The organism is Aeromicrobium alkaliterrae (assembly GCF_039529015.1).
Taxonomy (GTDB): Bacteria; Actinomycetota; Actinomycetes; order Propionibacteriales; family Nocardioidaceae; genus Aeromicrobium; species Aeromicrobium alkaliterrae.
Genome location: NZ_BAAAME010000002.1, coordinates 1,151,962 through 1,172,835, shown reverse-complemented (window position 1 = coordinate 1,172,835; position 20,874 = coordinate 1,151,962). Strand labels below are relative to the sequence as shown.

20 protein-coding genes are annotated in these 20,874 nt (G+C 70.7%); 8 read left to right on the top strand and 12 right to left on the bottom strand.

Features of this window, described 5'->3' with window-relative positions; all coding sequences use genetic code 11:
- Positions 1–82 precede the first annotated feature (82 nt).
- The 3 genes from ABD127_RS06940 to ABD127_RS06930 all read right to left on the bottom strand — a co-directional run bounded on the left by ABD127_RS06940 (position 83) and on the right by ABD127_RS06930 (position 4,084).
- Positions 83–1,798 (bottom strand): ABC transporter permease, encoded by a 1,716-nt coding sequence (locus tag ABD127_RS06940; RefSeq protein ID WP_344199124.1) that lies wholly within the window; start codon positions 1,796–1,798, stop codon positions 83–85.
- Entirely contained in the window at positions 1,795–2,940 is a 1,146-nt protein-coding gene (locus ABD127_RS06935; RefSeq protein WP_344199122.1) for an ABC transporter ATP-binding protein, read from the bottom strand. Before ABD127_RS06935 ends, ABD127_RS06940 begins: the two co-directional genes overlap by 4 nt.
- Positions 2,941–3,028: 88 nt before the next feature.
- Positions 3,029–4,084 carry an ABC transporter substrate-binding protein gene (locus ABD127_RS06930; protein ID WP_344199120.1) on the bottom strand — a complete coding sequence of 352 codons (1,056 nt, stop codon included), beginning with the start codon at positions 4,082–4,084 and terminating at the stop codon, positions 3,029–3,031.
- Positions 4,085–4,352: 268 nt separating this feature from the next.
- Here ABD127_RS06930 and ABD127_RS06925 point away from each other — a divergent pair, with 268 nt between their 5' ends.
- Both ABD127_RS06925 and ABD127_RS06920 read left to right on the top strand, forming a co-directional pair.
- Complete coding sequence (locus ABD127_RS06925; protein WP_344199118.1) at positions 4,353–5,543, top strand: flavin reductase; 1,191 nt, start codon at positions 4,353–4,355, stop codon at positions 5,541–5,543.
- Positions 5,540–6,346, top strand: a complete 807-nt coding sequence (locus ABD127_RS06920) for an MBL fold metallo-hydrolase (RefSeq protein ID WP_344199116.1) — start codon at positions 5,540–5,542, stop codon at positions 6,344–6,346. Before ABD127_RS06925 ends, ABD127_RS06920 begins: the two co-directional genes overlap by 4 nt.
- A gap of 4 nt (positions 6,347–6,350) precedes the next feature.
- On the opposite strand, the gene ABD127_RS06915 is transcribed toward ABD127_RS06920, so the two are convergent.
- Positions 6,351–6,821 carry an NADPH-dependent FMN reductase gene (locus ABD127_RS06915; RefSeq protein WP_344199114.1) on the bottom strand — a complete coding sequence of 157 codons (471 nt, stop codon included), beginning with the start codon at positions 6,819–6,821 and terminating at the stop codon, positions 6,351–6,353.
- Between the two features lie 179 nt (positions 6,822–7,000).
- Between ABD127_RS06915 and ABD127_RS06910 the strand changes: the two genes are divergently transcribed.
- From ABD127_RS06910 to ABD127_RS06885, 6 genes are read left to right on the top strand one after another with little or no spacing between them, the layout of a single operon-like run.
- Entirely contained in the window at positions 7,001–7,909 is a 909-nt protein-coding gene (locus tag ABD127_RS06910; RefSeq protein WP_344199112.1) for an alpha/beta fold hydrolase, read from the top strand.
- Positions 7,906–8,655: a Crp/Fnr family transcriptional regulator gene (locus tag ABD127_RS06905; RefSeq protein WP_344199110.1), complete on the top strand. Its 750-nt coding sequence runs from the start codon at positions 7,906–7,908 to the stop codon at positions 8,653–8,655. Before ABD127_RS06910 ends, ABD127_RS06905 begins: the two co-directional genes overlap by 4 nt.
- A complete protein-coding gene (locus ABD127_RS06900) occupies positions 8,652–9,614 on the top strand; it encodes an alpha/beta hydrolase (protein WP_344199108.1) in 963 nt (320 codons plus the stop codon). The genes ABD127_RS06905 and ABD127_RS06900 overlap by 4 nt, the downstream gene beginning before the upstream one ends.
- Positions 9,611–10,840, top strand: coding sequence for a CaiB/BaiF CoA transferase family protein (locus ABD127_RS06895; RefSeq protein WP_344199106.1), 1,230 nt, complete (start codon positions 9,611–9,613; stop codon positions 10,838–10,840). Before ABD127_RS06900 ends, ABD127_RS06895 begins: the two co-directional genes overlap by 4 nt.
- Positions 10,837–11,469 (top strand): enoyl-CoA hydratase/isomerase family protein, encoded by a 633-nt coding sequence (locus tag ABD127_RS06890; RefSeq protein ID WP_344199104.1) that lies wholly within the window; start codon positions 10,837–10,839, stop codon positions 11,467–11,469. Before ABD127_RS06895 ends, ABD127_RS06890 begins: the two co-directional genes overlap by 4 nt.
- Before the next feature lie 22 nt (positions 11,470–11,491).
- Positions 11,492–12,295, top strand: coding sequence for an SDR family NAD(P)-dependent oxidoreductase (locus ABD127_RS06885; RefSeq protein ID WP_344199102.1), 804 nt, complete (start codon positions 11,492–11,494; stop codon positions 12,293–12,295).
- A gap of 99 nt (positions 12,296–12,394) precedes the next feature.
- Here ABD127_RS06885 and ABD127_RS06880 read toward each other — a convergent pair whose 3' ends face one another.
- From ABD127_RS06880 to ABD127_RS06845, 8 genes are read right to left on the bottom strand one after another with little or no spacing between them, the layout of a single operon-like run.
- On the bottom strand, positions 12,395–13,168 hold the full coding sequence (locus tag ABD127_RS06880) for an SDR family oxidoreductase (RefSeq protein WP_344199100.1): 774 nt from the start codon (positions 13,166–13,168) through the stop codon (positions 12,395–12,397).
- Positions 13,152–13,949: an SDR family oxidoreductase gene (locus ABD127_RS06875; protein ID WP_344199098.1), complete on the bottom strand. Its 798-nt coding sequence runs from the start codon at positions 13,947–13,949 to the stop codon at positions 13,152–13,154. The genes ABD127_RS06880 and ABD127_RS06875 overlap by 17 nt, the downstream gene beginning before the upstream one ends.
- Positions 13,924–15,564 (bottom strand): long-chain-fatty-acid--CoA ligase, encoded by a 1,641-nt coding sequence (locus ABD127_RS06870; RefSeq protein ID WP_344199096.1) that lies wholly within the window; start codon positions 15,562–15,564, stop codon positions 13,924–13,926. Before ABD127_RS06870 ends, ABD127_RS06875 begins: the two co-directional genes overlap by 26 nt.
- Positions 15,561–16,538, bottom strand: coding sequence for an NADPH:quinone reductase (locus tag ABD127_RS06865; protein WP_344199094.1), 978 nt, complete (start codon positions 16,536–16,538; stop codon positions 15,561–15,563). The genes ABD127_RS06870 and ABD127_RS06865 overlap by 4 nt, the downstream gene beginning before the upstream one ends.
- Entirely contained in the window at positions 16,535–17,497 is a 963-nt protein-coding gene (locus tag ABD127_RS06860; RefSeq protein WP_344199092.1) for an NAD-dependent epimerase/dehydratase family protein, read from the bottom strand. Before ABD127_RS06860 ends, ABD127_RS06865 begins: the two co-directional genes overlap by 4 nt.
- Before the next feature lie 31 nt (positions 17,498–17,528).
- Positions 17,529–18,344: an SDR family NAD(P)-dependent oxidoreductase gene (locus tag ABD127_RS06855; protein WP_344199090.1), complete on the bottom strand. Its 816-nt coding sequence runs from the start codon at positions 18,342–18,344 to the stop codon at positions 17,529–17,531.
- A gap of 9 nt (positions 18,345–18,353) precedes the next feature.
- Positions 18,354–19,673 (bottom strand): MFS transporter, encoded by a 1,320-nt coding sequence (locus ABD127_RS06850; RefSeq protein WP_344199088.1) that lies wholly within the window; start codon positions 19,671–19,673, stop codon positions 18,354–18,356.
- Positions 19,673–20,851: an LLM class flavin-dependent oxidoreductase gene (locus tag ABD127_RS06845; protein ID WP_344199086.1), complete on the bottom strand. Its 1,179-nt coding sequence runs from the start codon at positions 20,849–20,851 to the stop codon at positions 19,673–19,675. Before ABD127_RS06845 ends, ABD127_RS06850 begins: the two co-directional genes overlap by 1 nt.
- Positions 20,852–20,874 lie beyond the last annotated feature (23 nt).

The following is a 20,874-nucleotide window of genomic DNA, read 5'->3' as shown; positions in this document are numbered from 1 at the left end:
CGTCCGCCACCGGACGTCGGGATGAACCGGCGTTGACGAGCCGTGGGGAACCATTCACGACGCCGTGCCGCAAGCCTCCTCGTCACAGGTCCTCGAACACGTCGGCGCCGCCGATGCTGAGCGCCACCGCCGCTCCCGCGAACGTCACCCCGGTCATGACGATCGCGATCGCCGCCACCACCGGGTAGTTCCCGTTGGTGTAGGTGTCGTAGAGGATCGTGCCCATGACCTGAGTGTCTGGCGCGCGGACGAGCAGTGACGCCGTGAACTCGTGGGTCAGCAGCACGAACATCAGCGCCGCTGCGCCGCCGACGCTCGACCGCAGCAGGGGCAGGACGATGCGCAGGTTCGTCCGGACGATCCCGGCCCCTGACACGCGAGAGGCCTCGATGTAGGCGTCGCCCAGTGCCGTCATGCCGGACATGTGCATCCGAGTCGTGAACGGAAGCATGATCGTGACGTAGACGACGAGGATGACCCACTTGGACCCGTACAGGAAGAACGGCTCCTGCGTGTAGGTCAGCAGGAAGCCCACGCCCAGCACGACCGCCGGGACTCCGAGCGGCAGCGCGATGATCAGGTCCAGGATCCCGCGGGTCGTGCGCATCCCCTTGGCGCGCAGGAGGATCGACGACGCGATGAAGCCGATCGGCAGGCAGATCGCGACGGCCGCCAGCGAGATGACGATGCTGTTGGTGATCGCTCCGGTCATCGCCGGTGTTGCGAAAAGCTCCTGGAAGTTCTCGAGCGTGAACTTGTCGACCATGACGTTTCGGGTCCAGAAGGGTGAGAGCGCCACGATGGCGAGCGCGACGAGCGGAAGGACCGTGGCGAACAGGGCGTACGTGCAGATGAACGCGACGGCGGTCCGGGAGCTGCGGCGCACGGGCTTGAAGCCCTTGCCCCCGTGCGTCACGAACCGGCTCGTGTCGCCCAGCAGGTACTTCTGCCCCAGCACGACCGCGAGGCCGAAGATCAACAGCGGCGACGCGATGGCCGCGGCCGCCGCAGGGTCCTGCGGCGAACGGTTGTAGAGGGCGTAGTAGATCTCCGTGGTCAGGACGCGGACGTCGCTCTGGCGGCCCAGCAGCAGGGGAGCCGTGAACTGGCCCAGCCCGATCAAGAGGGCGACGGCACCGCCGTAGAGCATCGACGGGCGGATCATCGGCAGGATCACGCGGAAGAACACGCCGAGCCCGCCGGACCCGTTCACGTGGGCCGACTCGATGAGCTCGGAGTTGATGTTCTGGAACCCTGCGCTGAGGAACAGGTAGACGAAGGCCGTGAGGCTCAGGCCGGTGATGATGATGATCCAGGGCAGCGAGTAGACGTTGACCGGTCCCTCGGTGAGGTGGTCCCACCACGGCAGCTGCCGCAGCAGCGAGTTGAGGTAGCCGGGGCGGGGCGAGAGCAGGAACGTCCAGCCCAGCACCGACGCGACGAACGGCAGCACGATCGGCAGAATCGGCAGGATGCGCAGGAACCGCAGGCGCGGGGGGAGTCGGGTCGCCGACCAGGCGAGGAGCGTGCCCAGCACCATCGCGATCGCGAGCGACCCGAGCGCCAGGCCGACCGTCGACCAGATCGTCTCGAGCATGCGGTCGCGCGCGAACTCCGTGCGGTACGCCTCCCCGCTGTTGCTGAACGCCTCGGACTGCAGGCGGTAGATCGGCATGACCACGAGGAACGCCAGCGGCACGATGAAGAGGGTCGCGAGCACGCGGTGGGCGCCGATCCGGCGCAGCGCGACCCGGGCCCGGGTGCCGACGGGTGCGGTGACGGCGGCGGCGGCGCTCATGCGCCGTTCCTCGCCGTCGCGAGTCGGCGCCCGTCGAGCAGGCGCGAGCCCTCGGCGGTGCCGTAGGCCTTGGCGTTCTCCGGATCGAAGCCGACGACCACGCCACGGCCAGCGGTGAGTGAACGAGCCCACTCGACGGAGGATCCGTCGACACGGGCATGGATGCGCAGCTCGGCGACCGACAGGTAGAGGTCGACGTGCCGGCCGCCGTAGACGGCGTCGACCACGGTGGCGGGAAGTGTGGTGAGGCCGCGCAGATCCGCACGGGTCGGGGCGGCGTGCAGGTCCTCCGGACGGATGCGCAGGACGAAGTCGCCCAGGTCGGTCGGAGCGAGGACGTCTCCGACGACTTCCGCGCCGGCGACCCGCACCCCTCCGTCCACCCGCTCCGCCGGCAGGCGGTTCGACAGGCCGAGGAAGTCGGCGACGTACTCGGTGGCCGGACGCTCGAACACCTCGAAGGGATCACCGATCTGCTCGAACCGCCCTGCGCGCATGACGGCGACGCGATCGGCGAGTGCCAGTGCCTCGCTCTGGTCGTGGGTCACGAAGACGGCGGTGAAGCCGAGCCGCCCGTGGAGCTCGTGCAGCTGGGCGCGCACGTCGTCGCGGAGCTTCGCATCGAGGTTCGACAGCGGCTCGTCGAACAGGATCATGTCGGGGCGCGAGACCAGGCTGCGAGCCAGCGAGACGCGCTGCTGCTGCCCGCCGCTCAGCTGGGCGGGGTACCGGTCCAGCAGCGCCTCGACGTTCACCAGCGCGGCGGCCTCCTCGATCCACTGAGCCGCCTCCGGGCCCTTCTTGCGCCGCGAGCGCAGCGGGTAGCCGATGTTCTTGCGAACCGTCATGTGCGGCCACAGTGCGTAGGACTGGAAGACCATGCCGATGTTGCGCTTCTCCGGGGGCAGGGCGATGCGCTGCGAGGAGTCGAACCAGGTGCGGCCGCCGAGCGAGATCTGGCCGGCATCGGCCGTCTCGAGGCCGGCGAGGCAGCGCAGGGTCGTGGTCTTGCCGCAGCCGCTCGGTCCGAGCAGGACGACGAGCTCGCCCTCCTCGATCGAGAACTCCAGCTGGTCGATCGCGGTCGTCGGCGGCTTGCCGGCGAACTGCTTGTGCAGGCCCTTCACCTCAAGGTGCGGCATGGTGTCTCGATTCCTCGTGTCGTGTCGTGTCGTCGGGGGTGGGGGAGTGCCGGGGCGGGCGCAGGCGCGCACGCCCCGGCGGGGGCCGTCAGCGGAAGATGGCGTCCCAGGCCTCGCGGGCGGCGGCCAGCTTGTCCGGCGTGGACGCCTCCGGGTCCCACGGCGGCAGCTGCTCGTTGGTGCCGAGAGCGGTCCCCGGGGCGGGATCCAGGACGGAGCTCGCGAGGGGCCAGGTCGTGGCCTGTCCGTCCTCGCTCAGTAGGTACTCCAGGAAGAGCTGGGCAGCGTTCGGGTTGGCGGCCTTGGCGTTGACGACGCCGTAGGCGCGGATGCCGAACTTCCCGGTCGGCGAGATGCCGTAGTCGATCGGCGCTCCGGCCTCCTTGGCCTGCTCCACGAGGCTCGGCACGACCCAGTTGGCCGCGTAGATCTCGCCCGAGCCGAGCGCCTCGACGATGCCCGTCGTGCTGGGGTAGATGCGGGGCTCCTGGGCGCCGAGGTCGTCCAGGAAGTCGTCGCCGAACGTCTCCTTCAACCAGATGTAGAAGTCGTTGCCGGGTGCGCTGGCCAGCTCGAGGACGCCGAGCTTTCCGCCTGCGAGGTCCTGGTCGAGCAGGTCGGTGTAGTCCTCGATCCCGTCCGGGACCAGGTCCGTGTTCCAGGCGAAGGTGTTCACGGTGCCGCCGAGCTCGTAGATGTTGTGCTCGGCGTCGAAGAACGCCTCGGTGTCGTAGTCGCCCTCGCCCGTGGCCTGCGGGCTCTGGTCGGCGGCGACCCAGGCTCCGGTCTTGCCCTGCTCGATCAGCCAGTTGGGGGAGGCGTTCTCGACGAAGTCGGCCGTCGGTGCCCCCGAGCTCAGCTCGGTCTCGAGGCGAGGAATCATCTCGGCGTCGGGCAGGCGGACCGCCTCGACCTCGACGCCGGGATACGTCGCCTCGAAGCCCTCGGAGACGGCCTCCACCACGTCGGGCGTGACGTTCATGTACACGACGACCTTGCCCTCCTCGCGGGCCGCGGCGTACAGGGCGGAGTCGTCGGCGGGCTCGGCCTTCGGACCGTCGTCCTCGGTCGAGCCGCAGGCGGCCAGAGCGAGAGCGACCATGCTGACGGCGATCAGCCGCGCGGTGCGTCGGGGATGGGACATGCGTGCTCCTTGGGGGTGGTGGCGGCGCCGTTCGAGGCGTCGCCGTGGTGCGTGCCGGGAACATATGGCGGCTCGGAGCGGCAGCACTGTGACCCAGGTCCACCACGTGTGACGTGGATCGCACCTCACGCACGTGGATCACTGGCGGCGCTGCGGCGCGGTGGCCGCGACAGCCGCCAGGTCGTGCGACCTGGGTCACATTCAGGGCGCCGCGCCGGGGCTAGATTCGCGGCACCGCGGACGCCCGTCCGCCGCACGGAGGAGCACCATGGACGTCACGACACACCCGGTCCAGATCGATCCTGCGCAGTTCCGACAGGTTCTCGGCCAGTACCCGACCGGCGTGGTGGTCGTCACCGCGAGCGGGCCGGAGGGCGAGCCGATCGGCATGACGGTCGGGTCGTTCACGTCGGTCTCGGTGGACCCGCCGCTCGTCGCGTTCCTACCGGACCAGCGGTCGGGGTCCTGGCGCAGCCTCCGCGAGTCCGGGTCCGACTTCTGCGTCAACGTGCTCAGCTCGCGCCAGGAGGACGTCTGTCGACAGATCGCCACCCGCAAGGTCGACAAGTTCGACGGCCTGGAGTGGGAGACCTCGCCCGGGGGAAGCCCGGTCCTGTCGGGCGCGGTGGCCTACATCGACTGCACGACCGACGCCATTCACGACGCGGGCGACCACCACATCGTGATCGGTCGGGTGCGGCACCTGCGGGCGCAGAGCTCGGACTACCCGCTCCTGTTCTTCCGTGGCGGGTACGGGTCGTTCCGTCCCGTCTCGCTGGGCGCAGCCGACGCCGACCTGCTCAGCCAGATGCGTCGCGTGGACCTCGTACGGCCCACGCTGGAGCGCCTGGCCGAGGAGGTCTCCGCCGAGGTGAGCGCGCTGTGCGTCGTGGGTGACGAGCTCGTCATCGCCGCGTCCGCGGGACAGGAACGCAGTGCCGAGGTGCCCACGCGCGTGGGGCAGCGCTGGCCGTTCGCTCCGCCCATGGGGTCGGTGTTCGCCGCGTGGGGTGACGAGGACGTCCGGGCGCGCTGGCTTGGCCGCACACCACCAGGATCGGAGATGCGTGACCTCGCCGAGTGGCTGCTGAAGCAGTCGCTGGCCGACGGTCACGTGCTCGCGATCTCAACGGCTGCCGTGGCAGACCATGCCGACGGTGTGGAGCTCTTCCGGGGTGGGCGTGCCACGATCACCTCGGCCATGGCCGAGCGGATCCTCCGCACCGACCAGCTCGTCCACAACCCGCGTCCGACTGACCTGCCCGACGAGGTCATCGTGCGATCGCTGAGCGTCCCGGTCGTCGCGGGGCCGGAGGACGTGGCCTGCTGCTTCACGCTGTGGGGGCCCAGGGCGCCGCTGGCACGGGAGACCGTGCTGCACGCCATCGAGCGGATCGTCTCCGCGGCCGACGCTGCCGGGTCGGTGCTGCGCGAGCATGCGGCAGGGTGGGCATCATGAGAGTCGGCAGCGCCACCGTCATCCCCGTGCTCGACGGCACCGCGCGGCTGCCGATCGAGCATGCCGCAGCGAACTCGGCCGGCGCACCGTGGTCGTGCCACCACCAGCCGCTTGACGCGCAGGGACGGATCCGGATGGACATCGGAACGTTCGTCGTCAAGGTGGGTGACCGCACAGTCCTGGTCGACCTGGGGGTCGGCTCCGAGCAGATCCACGAGGCGTTCGTGACGGGTGGCCTGATCGCGAACCTCAGCCGCACCGACGTCGCACCGGAGGACGTCACCGACGTCGTGTTCACGCACCTGCACGTCGACCACGTCGGGTGGGCGTCTCGCCGCGACGCACCGACATTCCCGAACGCCACCTACCGCGTGCACGCTGCGGACTGGGAGCACTTCGTCACCGGACCGCTCGCCGACCCGGTGCTGGACCCGCTCGTGCGGGCGCACCTGGCTCCCGTGGCCGATCGTTTCGAGCTCTTCGACGCCGAGGACGAGCTGGTTCCCGGACTGATCGCCCGACCCGCGCCCGGCCACACCCCGGGGACGTCGATCTTCGTGGTCGCCGACGCGGGGGAGCGCGCCCTGCTGCTCGGCGACGTCGTGCACACGGCAGCCGAGCTGACCGACCCGGAGTGGGAAGGCGTGGCCGACGTGGACACGGCGGCTGCCAACGCGATGCGCGCGAGGATCGCCGAGGAGCTGGAGAGGACCGGGGACCCCTTCGCACCGGCTCACTTCCCCGAGCTGGCCTTCGGCCGCCTCGTCACGCGGGACGGGCTCCGGCAGTTCGCCTGGGCCTGAGTCGTCAGGCGAGTACCTCCGCCCAGCCGTCCGGGACGGTCGCGCCGTCCAGGTCGCTGTCGAGCAGGTAGTGGCCGGGGACGGGACACGAGGCTCCCGTCTCGAGCAGCAGCGGCCTCAGCAGGCGCTCGGGCGCGTCGGCGTGATCGGGGTTGCCGCCGACCATGAGCGGAAGCGCGACGACCCCGCCCAGCCCGGCCGCCGGCACGTGGTCGAGGAAGAGCTTCAGCAGTCCCGAGTACGACCCCTTGAACGTCGGGCTGACCACGACCGCGACATCGGCGCGCGCCAGCCGCTCCACCGTGCGGGCCACGGACGCGTCGCCGAGCTCCAGCAACGCCGGCCCGAGTCCGAGCACGTCGATCTCGGTGACCGTGCCGCCGACCCGTTCCGCGAGCTGATTCGCGATCGCCAGCGCAGCGGTACGGGTGCGCGACTGCGGTCGGGGGTGGCCGATGACGACGGCGATGTCCACGAGACCTCCTGGGGTCGGGTTGACCCCGATGCTGGCCCAGGTGAGCGCCCGCGGTCTGTGACGACGGTCCACCGTCGCCCTCTGGACCTTGGTCACAGACATCCCGATCAGCGGTAGAAAGTATGACGCAGGTCTCACCCGGTCGATCGGAGGTGGGACGCACGGAACGAGGAGGAGCCATGACGAGCACATCGGTCGTGACGAGCGACGGGGTCCGGCTGCACGTGTCGGACGTCGGTACCGGGGATCCGGTGCTGTTCCTCCACGAGTACGCGGGTGACCAGCGCAGCTGGGACCGTCAGGTCGCCGACCTCGGGCGCGACCACCGCTGCATCACCGTGGCCGCACGCGGTTACCTGCCGTCGGACGTGCCGGCGGACCCGGCGGCGTACTCGTGGCAGCGGGCCGTGCAGGACGTGGTGGAGGTGATCGACGCGCTCGGTCTCGAGACGGTGCACGTCGTGGGCCTGTCGATGGGCGCCTACACGGCCGTCCAGCTGGCCCTGCACCACCCGGACCGGCTGCGGTCGGTCCTGGCGGTGAGTGTCGGATCCGGCTCGGACCCGAGCACCCGCGACGCCTACGTCGCGGAGACGCGCCACGTCGCCGACCAGCTGCGCACCCACGGTGCGGGCCCGGTCGGCCGGAACATGGGCCAGGGGCCCGCCCGTGTGCAGCTGCAGCACCGCGATCCTGCAGCATGGCAGGAGATGGTCGACCAGTTCGGCGACCACGACGCCGAGGGCCTGGCGCTCACGGTCCTGCAGATCCAGGGTCGGCGCCCCTCGCTGCACGACCTGGCGGACCGGGTCGCGCAGATCGACCTCCCCCTGCTCGTCGTCATCGGCGACGAGGACGAGGCCTGCCTCTCGACCGGACTGTTCCTCAAGCGCACGGCGCCGAGCAGCGCGCTCCGCGTCCTGCCGCACGGCGGCCACGTGCCCAACCTCGAGCAGCCGGATCGGTTCAACGCGATCGTCCGCGAGTTCCTCCACGACGTCCGTGCCGGCACCTGGCCGTCGCGCGACCCGCGGTCGCGTGTGACCTCCCAGTTCGGCATCGTCGACGATGCGGAGGTGTCCGCATGAGCGCGCCGCAGCAGCACATCTCGCCGTCGGCCCTCGAGGCGTGGTCGAAGTCGTTCCTCGCCGACCAGGACCCGGCCGTCCGCGACGCCCTGCTGGTCGACAGTCGTCAGGCCACGTATCCGGCTGGCGGCCTGATCTCGCGGGAGAACAACTACAAGGTCGTGCTCGTGAACCGCGGTCAGCTGCGGGCCAAGATCACCGCATGGGACGGTCGCGAGGCCACGACCCGGTACGTCACGGCGGGCCAGTTCAGCGCGCTGCCGGCGATGATGACCGACGGTGCCCCGTCCTCGGTCGAGGCGGTCAGCCACTGCGAGGTCACGATCTTCAACCCGCAGACCTTCCGCCGTCTCATGCGCACCCGTGCCGACCTCTGCTACGCGGTCGCCGTGTACCTCGCGGAGAGCTCGTACGAGTCCGTGGCGAACCTCGAGGACAACCTGTTCAAGTCGGTGCAGCAGCGCGTGAGCCGGCACTTGCTCGAGATGGCCACCCCGACGGTCAACGGCTTGTTGGTGCAGACCGACCAGACCGACCTCGCACACGCGATCGGTTCGGTCCGCGAAGTCGTGTCGCGTGCGCTGCGCAAGCTCAGCGACGCGGGCGCGATCCGACGCAACCGGCGGCAGATCTGGATCGAGGATCCGGCGCTGCTGCGCGACTTCGCCTCGACCGACCCGGTCACGCCGGCCTCGGACCAGCTCCGTGTGCTGGAGTCGGACCTGCACGCGGGACAACGCCCGTGACGATCTCCCTCGACCTCGTCGATCCCGAGCTGCGCGACGCTGCGGCGGCGCTGCCCGCGGTGGACCGCACCGACGTGCCCGGCGCGCGCCGCATCTTCGCGGCCCGGTTCGGCACCCAGAGCGAGCCGGCCGACGACGTCACGACGCACGAGGTCTCCTGCAGGAGCGCCGACGGTGCGGCGGTGACGCTCCGGGTCTACCGGCCACGTGACCTGCGCTCCGACGGCGCTGTCTACCACGTGCACGGCGGCGGATTCATCCTCGGCAACCTCGCCATGAGCCATCCGCGCAACGTCGAGATCGCCCGCGAGGCTGGCTGCGTGGTCGTCGCGGTCGACTACCGGCTCGCGCCGGAGCACCCGTTCCCGACTCCGGTCGACGACGTGTACGCCGGGCTCGTCTGGCTGTTCGACCACGCCGAGGAGCTCGGCGTCGAGCGCCAACGCATCGTGCTTCACGGCGTGAGCGCTGGTGCCTGCCTCGCCGCAGGGACCACCCTTCTCGCGCGTGAGCGCGGCGGGCCGGACGTGCGCCTTCAGTTCCTGGCCTCGCCCGTTCTGGACGACCGCTTGACGAGCAGGAGCAGCGGCTTCGCGCGGACCCCGGCACTGACGCGCACCGACCTCGTCGCCTGCTGGTCGGCCTACCTCGGTGCCGGTGTCCCCGGCGCCGACACGGTCCCGCCCGTCGCCGCGCCGGCTCGCGAGACCGACCTGGGCGGCCTGCCCCCGGCCTACATCGCCGTGGCGGAGCACGATCCGCTGCGCGACGAGGGGCTGGCCTACGCGCAGGCACTGCTGGCAGCGGGCGTGCCCGTCGAGCTGCACCTGTTCCCCGGCACCTTCCACGGTTCCTCCGGCGTCGTCGGTGCCGCGATCAGTCGGCGCGAACGTGCCGAGGAGATCGCGGTGCTCCGCCGGTTCGTCGGCACCACCCCACGTCAAGGAGATCGACCATGACCGAGACCGCGACCGACCGCCACTTCCTGCGCGGAGTGCGGGTCCTCGACATCACCGGCGCGCTCGCCGGTCCGTACTGCACGACGATCTTGTCGGACCTCGGTGCCGAGGTCATCAAGATCGAGCCGGTCGACGGTGACTCCCTGCGTCGACGGCTCGTCGGCCCGGAGCAGCGACCGCTGCCGTTCGACCTCATCCACCGGAACAAGCGCAGTCTCGCGGTCGACATCAAGTCGGAGCAGGGCCGCGAGCTCGTGAAGTCCCTCGCCGCGAGCTCCGACGTCCTGGTCGAGAACTTCCGCGTCGACGCCCTGGCGCGTCAGGGCCTGGCGTACGACGACCTGAAGGACGCCTGCCCCGACCTCGTCTACTGCTCGATCTCCGGCTTCGGGCAGGAGGGGCCCATGCGCGACGCGAAGGGCATCGACCTGGTGGCGCAGGCGTACGGCGGTCTGCTGAGCGTGACGGGCAGCCCCGACGGCTCACTCGCCAAGGCGGGCTACCCGATGGGCGACCTCGGCACGGGCATGTGGGGCGTCATCGGCGTGCTCGCCGCCCTGCTGCGGGTGCGAGCTGGCCTGGGAGGTTCATTCATCGACGTCTCCCTGGCCGACACGATCGCTGGGTGGTCGATGTGGGAGGTGGCCGACTACGTCGGCACCGGTGACGTGCCCGGCCCGCTCGGGACGGCACACCGTCTCACCGCGCCCTACGAGGCCTTCACCTGCTCCGACGACGCCGTGCTCGTCATCGGAGCCACCGACCGCTCCTGGCCCGACCTGTGCCGCGTGCTCGAGGTCGACCTCGTGACCGACCCGCGCTTCATCGGCGAGTACAACCGCTTCGCCCACCGTGCCGAGCTGGCAGCACTGCTGCAGGTGGCGTTCTCGCGCGAGACCCGCGACGACTGGATCGAGCTCCTGCGTGCCGCGGGCGTCCCCTGCGGCCCGGTCAACGACGTCGCCGAGATGATGGACGACCCCCAGTACGCCGTGCGCGACATGTTCCCCGCCGACGAGGCGCGCTTCGGCCACCGTCGCATTGTCAACACGCCGTTGGTCGCCGACGGCGCACCGCGGGCGCACCGTCGAGCGCCGCTGGTGGGTGAGGACACGGCGACGCTGCTGGCCGAGCTCGGCCATGATCAGTCGCAGATCCAGGCCCTCGTGGCCGCGGGGGTCGTGGGCGGCGTGCTCCCGGCCGACCTCGCGGCAAGTCGCGCGTGAGCGTCAGCCTCGCGGTCGTCGACCGCGTCGCGGTCGTCACGATCGACCGCCCGGACAAGCGCAACGCGATGTCGTTCGAGATGTGGACCTCGCTGCTCGAGCACCTGGCGACGATCCGGACCGATCCCGACGTCGTGGCCCTGCTGGTGCGCGGTGTCGGCGGCAGCTTCTCGGCCGGGGGAGACCTCGCCGAGCTGCGCGTCCCCGATCCCGCGCACGTCGAGCGCTACCGCCAGCTCGCCGAGGACGCGGTGCACGCGGTCGCGGCGCTCGACCTGCCGAAGGTCGCCGCGATCGACGGCCACTGCTTCGGCGCCGGGTGCAGCCTGGCGCTCGCGTGCGACGTGCGCATCGCCACGCCTCGGTCGACCTTCTCGATCCCGTCGCTGCGCAACGGTCTCGTGTACGAGCGCGTGTTCATCGACCGGCTGGTCGAGGTCGTGGGCTCGGGCCCGGCGGGCCTGCTCCTGCTCGGGAGCGAGCGGTGGTCGGGCGAGGAGGCAGCCGCGCGCGGCCTGGCCGACCGGTGCACGGTCGACGTGGACGCGGCCGTCGACACCTTGCTGTCGGCGCTTCGCGCGGCCGACCCCCGCGCAGTTCTCACCACAGCCGCCGCCCTGCGCGGCTGACCACCCTCGACGAAGGAGCACCATGGATCTCGGACTGACGGACGCACGGGTCATCGTGACCGGAGGCTCCCGTGGCATCGGCCTCGCCGTGGCCCACGGGCTGGTGGCGGAGGGAGCGCGGGTCGCCCTGCTGGCGCGGGACGTCGCTCGGATCGAGGCCGCGGCCGACGAGGTGCGTGCGTCACGCGCAGACGCCGAGGTCCTCACGGCACCGGCGGACACGACGGACGCAGCCTCGGTCGAGGCAGCGGTCGGCACGGTCGTCGCCGCCTGGGGCGGGGTCGACGTGCTGGTGAACTGCGCAGCGCAGCCGTCGTTCGCCGCCGGGCCGGCCGCTCTGGCCGACCTCGCCGACGCCGACGTCGCCGCTGACTTCGACACGAAAGTTCTCGGCTACCTCCGCTCGGCACGAGCGGTCGCACCGTCGATGACCGCGCAGGGGTACGGCCGGATCGTCAACGTGTCCGGCCTGAACGCCCGCCGGACCGGCTCCATCTCGGGCACGATCCGCAACGTCGCCGTGTCAGCCCTGACTGCAAACCTGGCCGACGAGCTCGGTCCGTCGGGCATCGGTGTCACCGTCGTCCACCCTGGTCTGGTCGAGACCGAGCGCACCCCGGGGATGCTGGCTGACCGCGCGGCAGCGTCGGGTCGCAGCGAGCAGGAGGTCCTCGACGACCTCGGCAAGGCCACGAGCCTGCACCGCATCGTGACCGCCCGTGAGCTCACCGACGTCATCGTGTTCCTTGCCTCGCCCCGCGCTGCCGCAGTCACAGGGGACTCCGTGAGCGTCGGTGCCGGCAACCGTGGCTCCGTCCACTACTGACCGCCATCCCCGCCTCCAGACGTGTGCACCAGCTCGGCTTGGGTGATGGTTCTCAGCCGAGCTTCTGCACACATCTGGGGGCGGGGCGGAGAGCGTGGGTCAGGTGGCGGACTCGATGAGGCGCTGGAGCTTGTTCATCCCGCCCAGCCAGCGGTCGGTGGAGGTCGCTCGGGCGACGTAGTAACCGGCGGCCTCGGGCTGGGGGAGGATGAGGAAGCGGTCGTCCTGCAGTGCCTCCCAGGTGACGTCGGCGACGGCCTCGGGAGTGAGGGCCCCGTCGGCCACGAGCACGTCGCGCAGAGGGCCTGGCGCCGCCAGCATGTCGGTCTGCACACCCTGCGGGCAGATGGCCTGGACCACCAGGCCGCGGTGGCGGTACGTCGCCGACAGCCACTCCGCGAAGGCGACGGCGCCATGCTTCGAGACGGAGTACGGCAGGGTGCCGAGCGCCGTCAGCAGCCCGGCGGCCGAGGCCGTCACGACGAACCGCCCGGAGCCGCGTTCGATCCACCCGGGGACCAGCAGCCGCGCGGCGCGCACGTGCGCCATGGTGTTGACCTCCCAGCTGGTGTGCCACTCCGCCTCGGTCGCGTCGAGGCCCTGGCCCCGGGCGACGCCTGCGTTGCCGAACCAGGAGTCGATCTCGCCCAGGTGATCGCGGGCGCGCTCGATCAGCGAGGCCACGCCTTCCTCAGAGGCCGCGTCCCCGGGCACCGGGTGCGCGCCGGTCTCGGCGGCTGCACGTTCGGTGGCCTCCGGGTCGAGGTCGTTGACGACCACGCGTGCGCCCTCGCGCACCAGCCGTGCCGCGAGGGCCTTGCCGATTCCTCCGGCGGCCCCCGTGACCACGACACCGCTACCCGACACGCTCATCGCCCACACCTCCTCGAAGCGTGATGCCGCCGTCGACCACCATGAGCTGGCCGGTCATGAACGCGGCCTCGTCCGACAGCAGGAAGGCGACAGCGTTGCCGATGTCGCCGGGCTCGCCCAGACGCCCGAGCGGGTAGTCGTCAGCGATCTCCTCTTCGTGGTCCTCGTAGAGGGCTGCGGAGAACCGCGTCTTCACGAGGGCCGGGGCGACCGCGTTGACCCGGATGTCCGGGGCCAGCTCCACCGCCAGCAGCTCGGTCATCGACACGAGCATCGCCTTGCTCGCGCCGTACATGCCGACGCCCGGGGCCGGGCGCACGGCTGAGTGCGACGCGATGTTGACGATGGAGCCACCGTGGGTGCCCATCCACGCCCGGTGGGCGTGCTGGGCCCAGGCCAGTGACGCGAAGCAGTTCACCTCGACGATCTTGCGCGCCGCGGTGAGGTCGATCTCGATCATGGGCCCGTACCACGGGTTGACGCCGGCGTTGTTGACGAGCACGTCGAGGCTGCCGAACCGTTCGATCGCGTGTGCGACCGTCGCCGCCTGGTGGGCGGGGTCGTCCACCTTGCCGGCGACGCCGGATGCCACGTCGGGGCCGAGCAGGGCGATGGCTTCGTCGAGGGCCTCCTCGTGGCGACCGGTCAGCACGACGCGGGCTCCCTCGGCCACGAGTCGCTCGGCCACGCCGAGACCGATGCCACGGCTGGCACCGGTCACGATCGCCGTCCTTCCGTGCAGACGTCGCCTCGCGTCACCCTCGGATGCGGGACTGCTCACCGGACCACTCCTTCTCGCGCAGCTCGAACTTCTGTACCTTGCCGGTCGACGTCTTCGGCAGCTCGCCGACGACCTGGATCTCGCGCGGCGCCTTGTAACGGGCCAGGCGCGAGCGCACGTGCTCGAGCAGGGCGACCTCGCCGACGTCGTGGCCCGAGCGTGCGACGACGAACGCCTTGGGGCGTTCGCCCCACCGCTCGTCCGGCACGCCGACCACCGCCACCTCGAGCACGCCCGGGTGCGACGCGATGGCGTGCTCGACCTCGACGGTCGAGATGTTCTCGCCGCCGGAGACGATGACGTCCTTCGCACGGTCGCGCAGCTCGACGTAGCCGTCGGGGTGCATCACGCCGAGGTCGCCGGAGTGGAACCAGCCTCCGGCAAAGGCCTTCGCGGTCGCCTCCCCATCGCGGTGGTACTCGCGCATCACGGTGTTGCCACGCATCACGATCTCGCCCATCGTGACTCCGTCAGCCGGCACGTCGACGAGCACGCCGTCGACCAGCTCGGGTTCGACCACGCGGACGGGGTCCGCCTGCACCATCGCGACACCTTGTCGGGACTGCAGGTGTGCGCGCTCGTCACCGGGCAGCGACTGCCATGCGGGCTGCCGCTCGTTGACCGTGTACGGGCCGTAGGTCTCGGTGAGGCCGTAGACGTGCACGATCGCGAACCCCATCGTCTCGGCCTCGGCGAGGGTCGTGGGGCTCGGCGGTGCGCCTGCGACAGTGACGACCAGTGGCCGGTCGAGCAGGTGCGCCTCCGGGGCGTTGAGGATCGTGGTGACGACGGTCGGTGCGCCGTTGAGGTGCGTGACCGCGTGGCGGTCGATGAGCGACCACACCTGGTCGCCACGCACCTCGCGCAGGCAGACCTGCGTGCCGCCGGCGGCGACGAGTGACCACGTCGTGCACCAGCCGTTGCAGTGGAACATCGGCAGCGTCCAGAGGTACACGCTGTCGACGGAGTGGTCCGAGTGCACGTTCTCGCCGAGCGCGTTCAGGTAGGCGCCGCGATGCGTGTAGACGACACCCTTGGGCCGGCCGGTCGTGCCGGAGGTGTAGTTGATCGAGATCGGCGCGTTCTCGTCATCCACCCTCCAGGTCAGCGGATCCGTCCCGTCGGCCAGGTCCAGCAGCTCGTCGAAGGAGATGGCGCCAGGGAGGGCAGCGGGTGCGGGACTCGCCACGGTCGGGTCGGCGGCGACCACGACGGTCCGAACCGTCTCCAGCGCGTCGACGACCGGCGCGAGCGTGGAGGCGAGCTCGGTGTCGACGACCAGGACGGTCGAGCCGGAGTGGTCCAGGATGTAGCGGACCTCCTCCGGCGCCAGCCGCGTGTTGATCGCGACGAGCACGGCACCGGCCAGCGGCACGGCGAAGTGCGCCACGAGCATGTCCGGCACGTTGGGCATCAGGTAGGCGACACGGTCGCCGGCCTGCACGCCGGTGGCGTGCAGCGCTCGCGCCACCTGTTCGACCCTCTGTGCGAGGTCGGAGTAGGTCCAGGTGAGGTCACCGTGCACGACGGCGGGCTTGGTCGGATGGACGGTCGCCGACCGCTCGAGGAAGGACAGCGGAGTCAGCTGCGAGAGCGAGACGGCGGGGGCGCTCATGGGGCTCCCACCTGCAGCAGGACCTTGCCGACCGGGTTCTCCGCCACGCGGTCCTGCGCCGCGGCGATCTGCTCGAGCGCGTAGGGGTGGATGGGCAGCGCAGTGAGAGAACCGGCCGCGACCGCCTCGGACGTCCAGCGCACTGCGGCAGCCATCTGCTCCGGGGTCAGCCCGTACAGGAGCGTGAAGGTCAGGCTCAGGTTGTTGACCATGAAGTCGCTCGCAGGAATCGCGAGCTCGCCAGCGGCGGCATAGGTCGCGATGGTGGCCCCGGGGGCCACCACGGCGAGGTCCAGCGCCAGGTTGTCGGCGAGGGCGACCTCGACGACCCGGTCCACCGGGCCGTTGGCAGCGAGGATCTGCTCGACCGCGTCGGGATCGGTGTAGAGGACGACGGTGTCGGCGCCCGCGGCGATGGCCAGGTCACGCTTCGCGGCGGAGCTCACCGTGGCCACGACGTAGGCCCCGGCATGCTTGGCGAGCTCGATCGCGAAGTGCCCCACGGCTCCGGCACCGCCGGCGACCAGGACCGTCGTCCCGCTCAGGTCGTTCGGGTCGCCGCCGAGGCAGTGCGCCGCGGTGAGAGCGGGAACGCCGAGACAGGCTCCGAGCTCGTGGCTGGCGTCGTCGGGCAGGGGCACGACCCGTTCGGCTGGGACGAGCGCGTGCTCAGCGGCGGTGCCGTAACGGTTGCCGAACGCCGAGAGGTACAGCCAGACACGTTGGCCGGGCGCGAGGTGGTCCACCCCGGGACCGATGGCGTCAACGACGCCCGACCCGTCGTGGTGCGGCACCTGGAATCCGTCGGGGACGCGCCCAGCGTGCCCGTCTCGGGTCTTCCAGTCGGTGGGGTTGATGCCCGACGTCACGATGCGCACGCGCACCTCGCCGGGGCCGGGGTCGGGGACCTCGAGGTCGACGATCTCCAGCACGTCGGAGGCGCGGCCGTTCCGTCGGTAGAGCGCGGCCCTCATGCGGTGCGCTCCCGGACGAGCCCGACGAAGTGGTCCACCGCGGACGGGATGTCGAAGCGCGGACGCCAGCCGAGCTCGTCGGCGATGCGGCTGCCGTCGAGCGCTATGTAGTACGGGTCGGGCTGCTCCATCGGGTTGAGGCCCTGGCCGATCGTGAGGTCCGCGTCCGGCACCGCCGCACGCACGGCGTCACCGATCTGGTTGAGCGTCGTGACGCGGCCGGCCGCGATGTTGTAGGCCGTGTGCCGCAGGGGATCCGGTGCGAGGACGACGGTCGAGATCGCGTCGGCCACGTCGAGCAGGTACACGAGGTCGTCGCCCTCCTCGCCGCCGCGCTCGAGGGTGAAGGGCTGACCGCTCGCGGGGATCTCGATCAGCGAGCTGTAGGTGTTGATCGGCCCGGCGTGGCGCTGGAGGCGGCCCGGCCCGAAGATCGTGCCGAAGCGCAGGCTCACGCACTCGACGTCGGTGTTCCGGCCGTACCAGGCGAGCACGTCCTCGCCAGCCTTCTTCGTGATGCCGTACATGCCGGTGGGTCCGAGGTGCTCGTCCTCACCGATCGGCGTGTAGGTGGGGTGACCGAGATGCCCGGTCGCCGGCGCGTACACGGCCTTGGAGCTCGTGTAGACGACACGACGCACGCCGGCGGCAGCCGCTGCGGCAGCGACGTTGGCGGTGCCCTTGACGTTGACGTCCACGGCGACCTGGGGACTCCGCTCGCAGTCGACGAAAGCGGCGAGGTGGACGATGACGTCGGGGGCGAGCTTCTGCACCGCCGTCGACAGTCCGTCGGTGTCGGTGATGTCGCCGAGGACGACTTCCACCTGGTCGGCGACGTCGGGGAGCAGGGACGTGTCGTCACGGGTCTCGATGACCGAGACCTCGTGCCCACCTCCGATGAGGTCGCGCGCGAGCCATGCTCCGTTGACGCCCAGACCTCCGGTGACCATGACCCTCATCGGGCACTCTCCTTCTCCAGCACGTGCTGGCTCAGCTGTCGGCCGCGAGGCGGCGGAACGTGGGGACCATCGGCGCGTACGCCGACATGCCACCGTCGACGACGATGACCTGGCCGTTGATGAACGAGGACTCCGGCGACGCGAGGAAGAGGGCCGCGAGTGCGACGTCGTCGGGGCGGCCGAGCCGCGGAGCGGAGACGTGGTCGAGCATGACCTGCGTCTGCTCGTCGGAGTACATCTTCTCGGTGGCGGGGGAGACGATGTGGCCGGGTGCGATCGCGTTGGTGCGCACGCCCTTCTTGCCGTACTCCGTCGCGAGGGTCTTCGTGAGTCCGATCACCGCGGCCTTCGACGTCGCGTAGGCAGGTCGGCTCTCGAGGGAGAGCCAGGCCGCGAGCGAGGTCGCGTTGGTGATCGAGCCGCCGCCGGTGGCGAGCATGTGCGGGATGGCGTGCTTGGCGGTGTGCACGCAGCCCATGAGGTCGACGCCGAGCTGGCGCGCCCACACCTCGGTGTCAGCCTCGGCCACGAACAGGTCGTGCTCGACGACGCCACGGTTCGAGGCGTAGTTCTGCAGGACGTCGAGTCCGCCGTACGTGCGCACGGCGAACGCCACGAGCTCCTCGACCTGTGTCTCGTCTGAGACGTCGGCCGCGAACGGCTCGGCCGTTCCGCCCTCCTCGAGAATGCGCTCGACCGTGATCGAGGCGTTCGCGCCGTGGAGGTCGGCCACCACGACGCGGGCCCCCTCCTTCGCGAACAGCTCGGACGTCGCGGCGCCGATGCCGGATCCGCCGCCGGTGACGATGGCGGTCTTGCCGGTCAGCCGGCCTGTCGTCGATGCCATGACGCTCCTCTACTTCGTCCCGGCGGCGACGGTCGGGGCCGGGGTGGATCGGGTGGGGGTGATGGACGTCAGCACGACCGCGAGGGTGACGATGCCGCCGACGACCATGTAGCCGGCCGGGGCGAGGTCGGACCCGGTGACGTCGACGAGCCAGGTCGCGAGGAACGGGGCGCTGCCCGCGAAGATCGCCGACCCGAACCCGTAGGCGATGCCGAAGCCGGAGACGCGCACGCTCGTGGGAAACATGTCGGCCCAGACCGTGGGCGCAGCACCGCCGAACGCGGCGACGGGCACCCAGACCAGCACCAGGCCCACCAGGGCGAACACGAAGCCGCCCTGGTCGAGGACCAGCAGGCCGGGGTAGGGCAGTGCCACCGTGAGCACCGAGGCGAGGACGAGGACCGAGCGTCCGCCGAGCCGGTCGGACAGGTGACCGAACGCCAGCACCATGAATGCGGCGATCGTCGTCGCGACGAGCACCGCGCCGAGCGCCGTCCGGGCCTCGAGCCCGACGACCGTGCGGACGTAGGACGGCATGAACGCCTGCACGGTGGCCGAGGCGGTCGCGAAGCCCATGACGATGCCGATGACGGTCAGGATCGCTCGCCAGTGCTGGGTGAAGACGGTGCGGACCGGATCGGCGTGCTGGGCGTCATCGGCCTGCACCTCCTCGAACTCGGGCGACTCGGCGATGCGGTAGCGGAGGTAGAAGCCGAGGATCAGCAGGGGAAGGCTCAGGAGGAATGCGATGCGCCAGCCCCAGCCCTCCAGGCTGCTGGTCGACATCGAGGCCGTCAGCCCGAACACCACGGCCAGTCCGAGCACGCTGCCGGCGACCGACGAGAAGAACGCGAACGCGCCGAAGAGGCCACGGCGTCCGCTGGGGGCGTGCTCGATCAGGTAGGTCGCGGACGTGCCGAACTCACCGCCGACCGACAGGCCCTGCGCCATGCGCGCGACGACCAGGAGGATCGGCGCCCAGATCCCGATCGAGTCGTAGGTCGGGGTGAGACCGATGAACACGGTGGCAACCCCCATCATCGTCACCGCGATGACCATCGCGATGCGACGTCCGCTGCGGTCCGCCAGGCGGCCGAAGAAGATCGCGCCGACGGGTCGCATGAAGAAGCCCACGGCGAACACCGCGAAGGTGGAGAGCAGCGAGGCGAGGGGGTCGTCCGACGGGAAGAACAGCTGAGAGATGACGGGAGTGAGCGCTGCGAAGATCGCGAAGTCGTAGAACTCCAGGCCGTTGCCCAGCCCGACGGCGAGGATCGAGCGGCGGTCGAGCGGCTCGGCCTCCTGCTGACCGTCGTGCTGCGCGGCCATCAGACCGGCACCCCGTCCGTCACGCGCTCGAGCCGCGGCTTGACGCCCTCGGCGAAGTTGCGGATCCCGTTGACGGCCTCCTCGTGTCCCATGTGGCCGGCCTGGCCCATCAGCACGAGGTGGCCGAGCCCGCCGACCTTCTCGTTGAATCGCTCGATCTGACTGGCGACGGTCACGGCGCTTCCGGCGAACAGCACGCCGCGCTCGATCAGGTCGTCGAGCGTCATCGAGGTGAGGTCGGGAATCGGGGAGAGAGCGGGTGCACCGGACTCGGACTTCTGCGGGCCGCGCAAGGCGGCGGCGCGCACGAAGTAGGGCATGTAGCCGGGCGGGAAGGTGAACTCCTTGGTCACCTTGTTGCTCTGCAGGTACCAGAGGAGCTTGCGAGCTCCCTCGCGACCCTCCTCGTCGGTGCGGCCGGTGTAGCAGAGCGCCGCGTAGCCGAACATGTCGTCGCTCGGTGCCGGGCGACCCAGCTCGGCGTTGCGGTCGCGGTAGGCCTGGAAGATCTTTCGCGCGCCCTCGTGACCGACGAGGAACGTGGCGGCCTTGTAGCCGTGATCGGCGATGGCGGGCACGCTCGCGGGGGTGCCCGCGGTGATCCAGATCGGCGGGGTCGGCTGCTGATACGGCCGCGGCCAGATGTTGACCTGGCGGTGGTGGAAGAACTCGCCCTCCCAGCTGAACGGTCCGTCGTGGCTCGTCCAGGCGGCGTTGATGAGCTCGATCGCCTCCCACATGCGCTCGGTCATGCGGACGGGCTTGGAGTTGGTGGCCGCGACCTCGTACTGCACGCCACGCACGAAGCCGACGTCGAGGCGACCGCGCGTGAACAGGTCGATCATCGCCATCTCCTCCGCGACGCGCACCGGATCGGGACGGTTCGCGACCGGGTTGCCCAGGATGAGGATGCGTGCGTCCTTGGTGCACCGCGAGAGCGCGGCGGCGAGCACGGGGGCCGCAGCCGTCATGCAGGTGGCCGTCGAGTGGTGCTCGTTGACCATGATGTTGAGGCCGGCCTCGTCGGCGACCTGCCACTCCTTGATGTACCGGTCCCAGAGGTCGGCGGCCTTCTCCGGATCGATGACCCCGTTGGGGAGGGTCACGCGGACGGACTCGTAGGTCTCCGAGCTCGGCAGGTCGGGGTACGCACACTCGCTGAAGTGCCAGAACTGCATGGGGTTCGCTCCTGTCGTGGGGT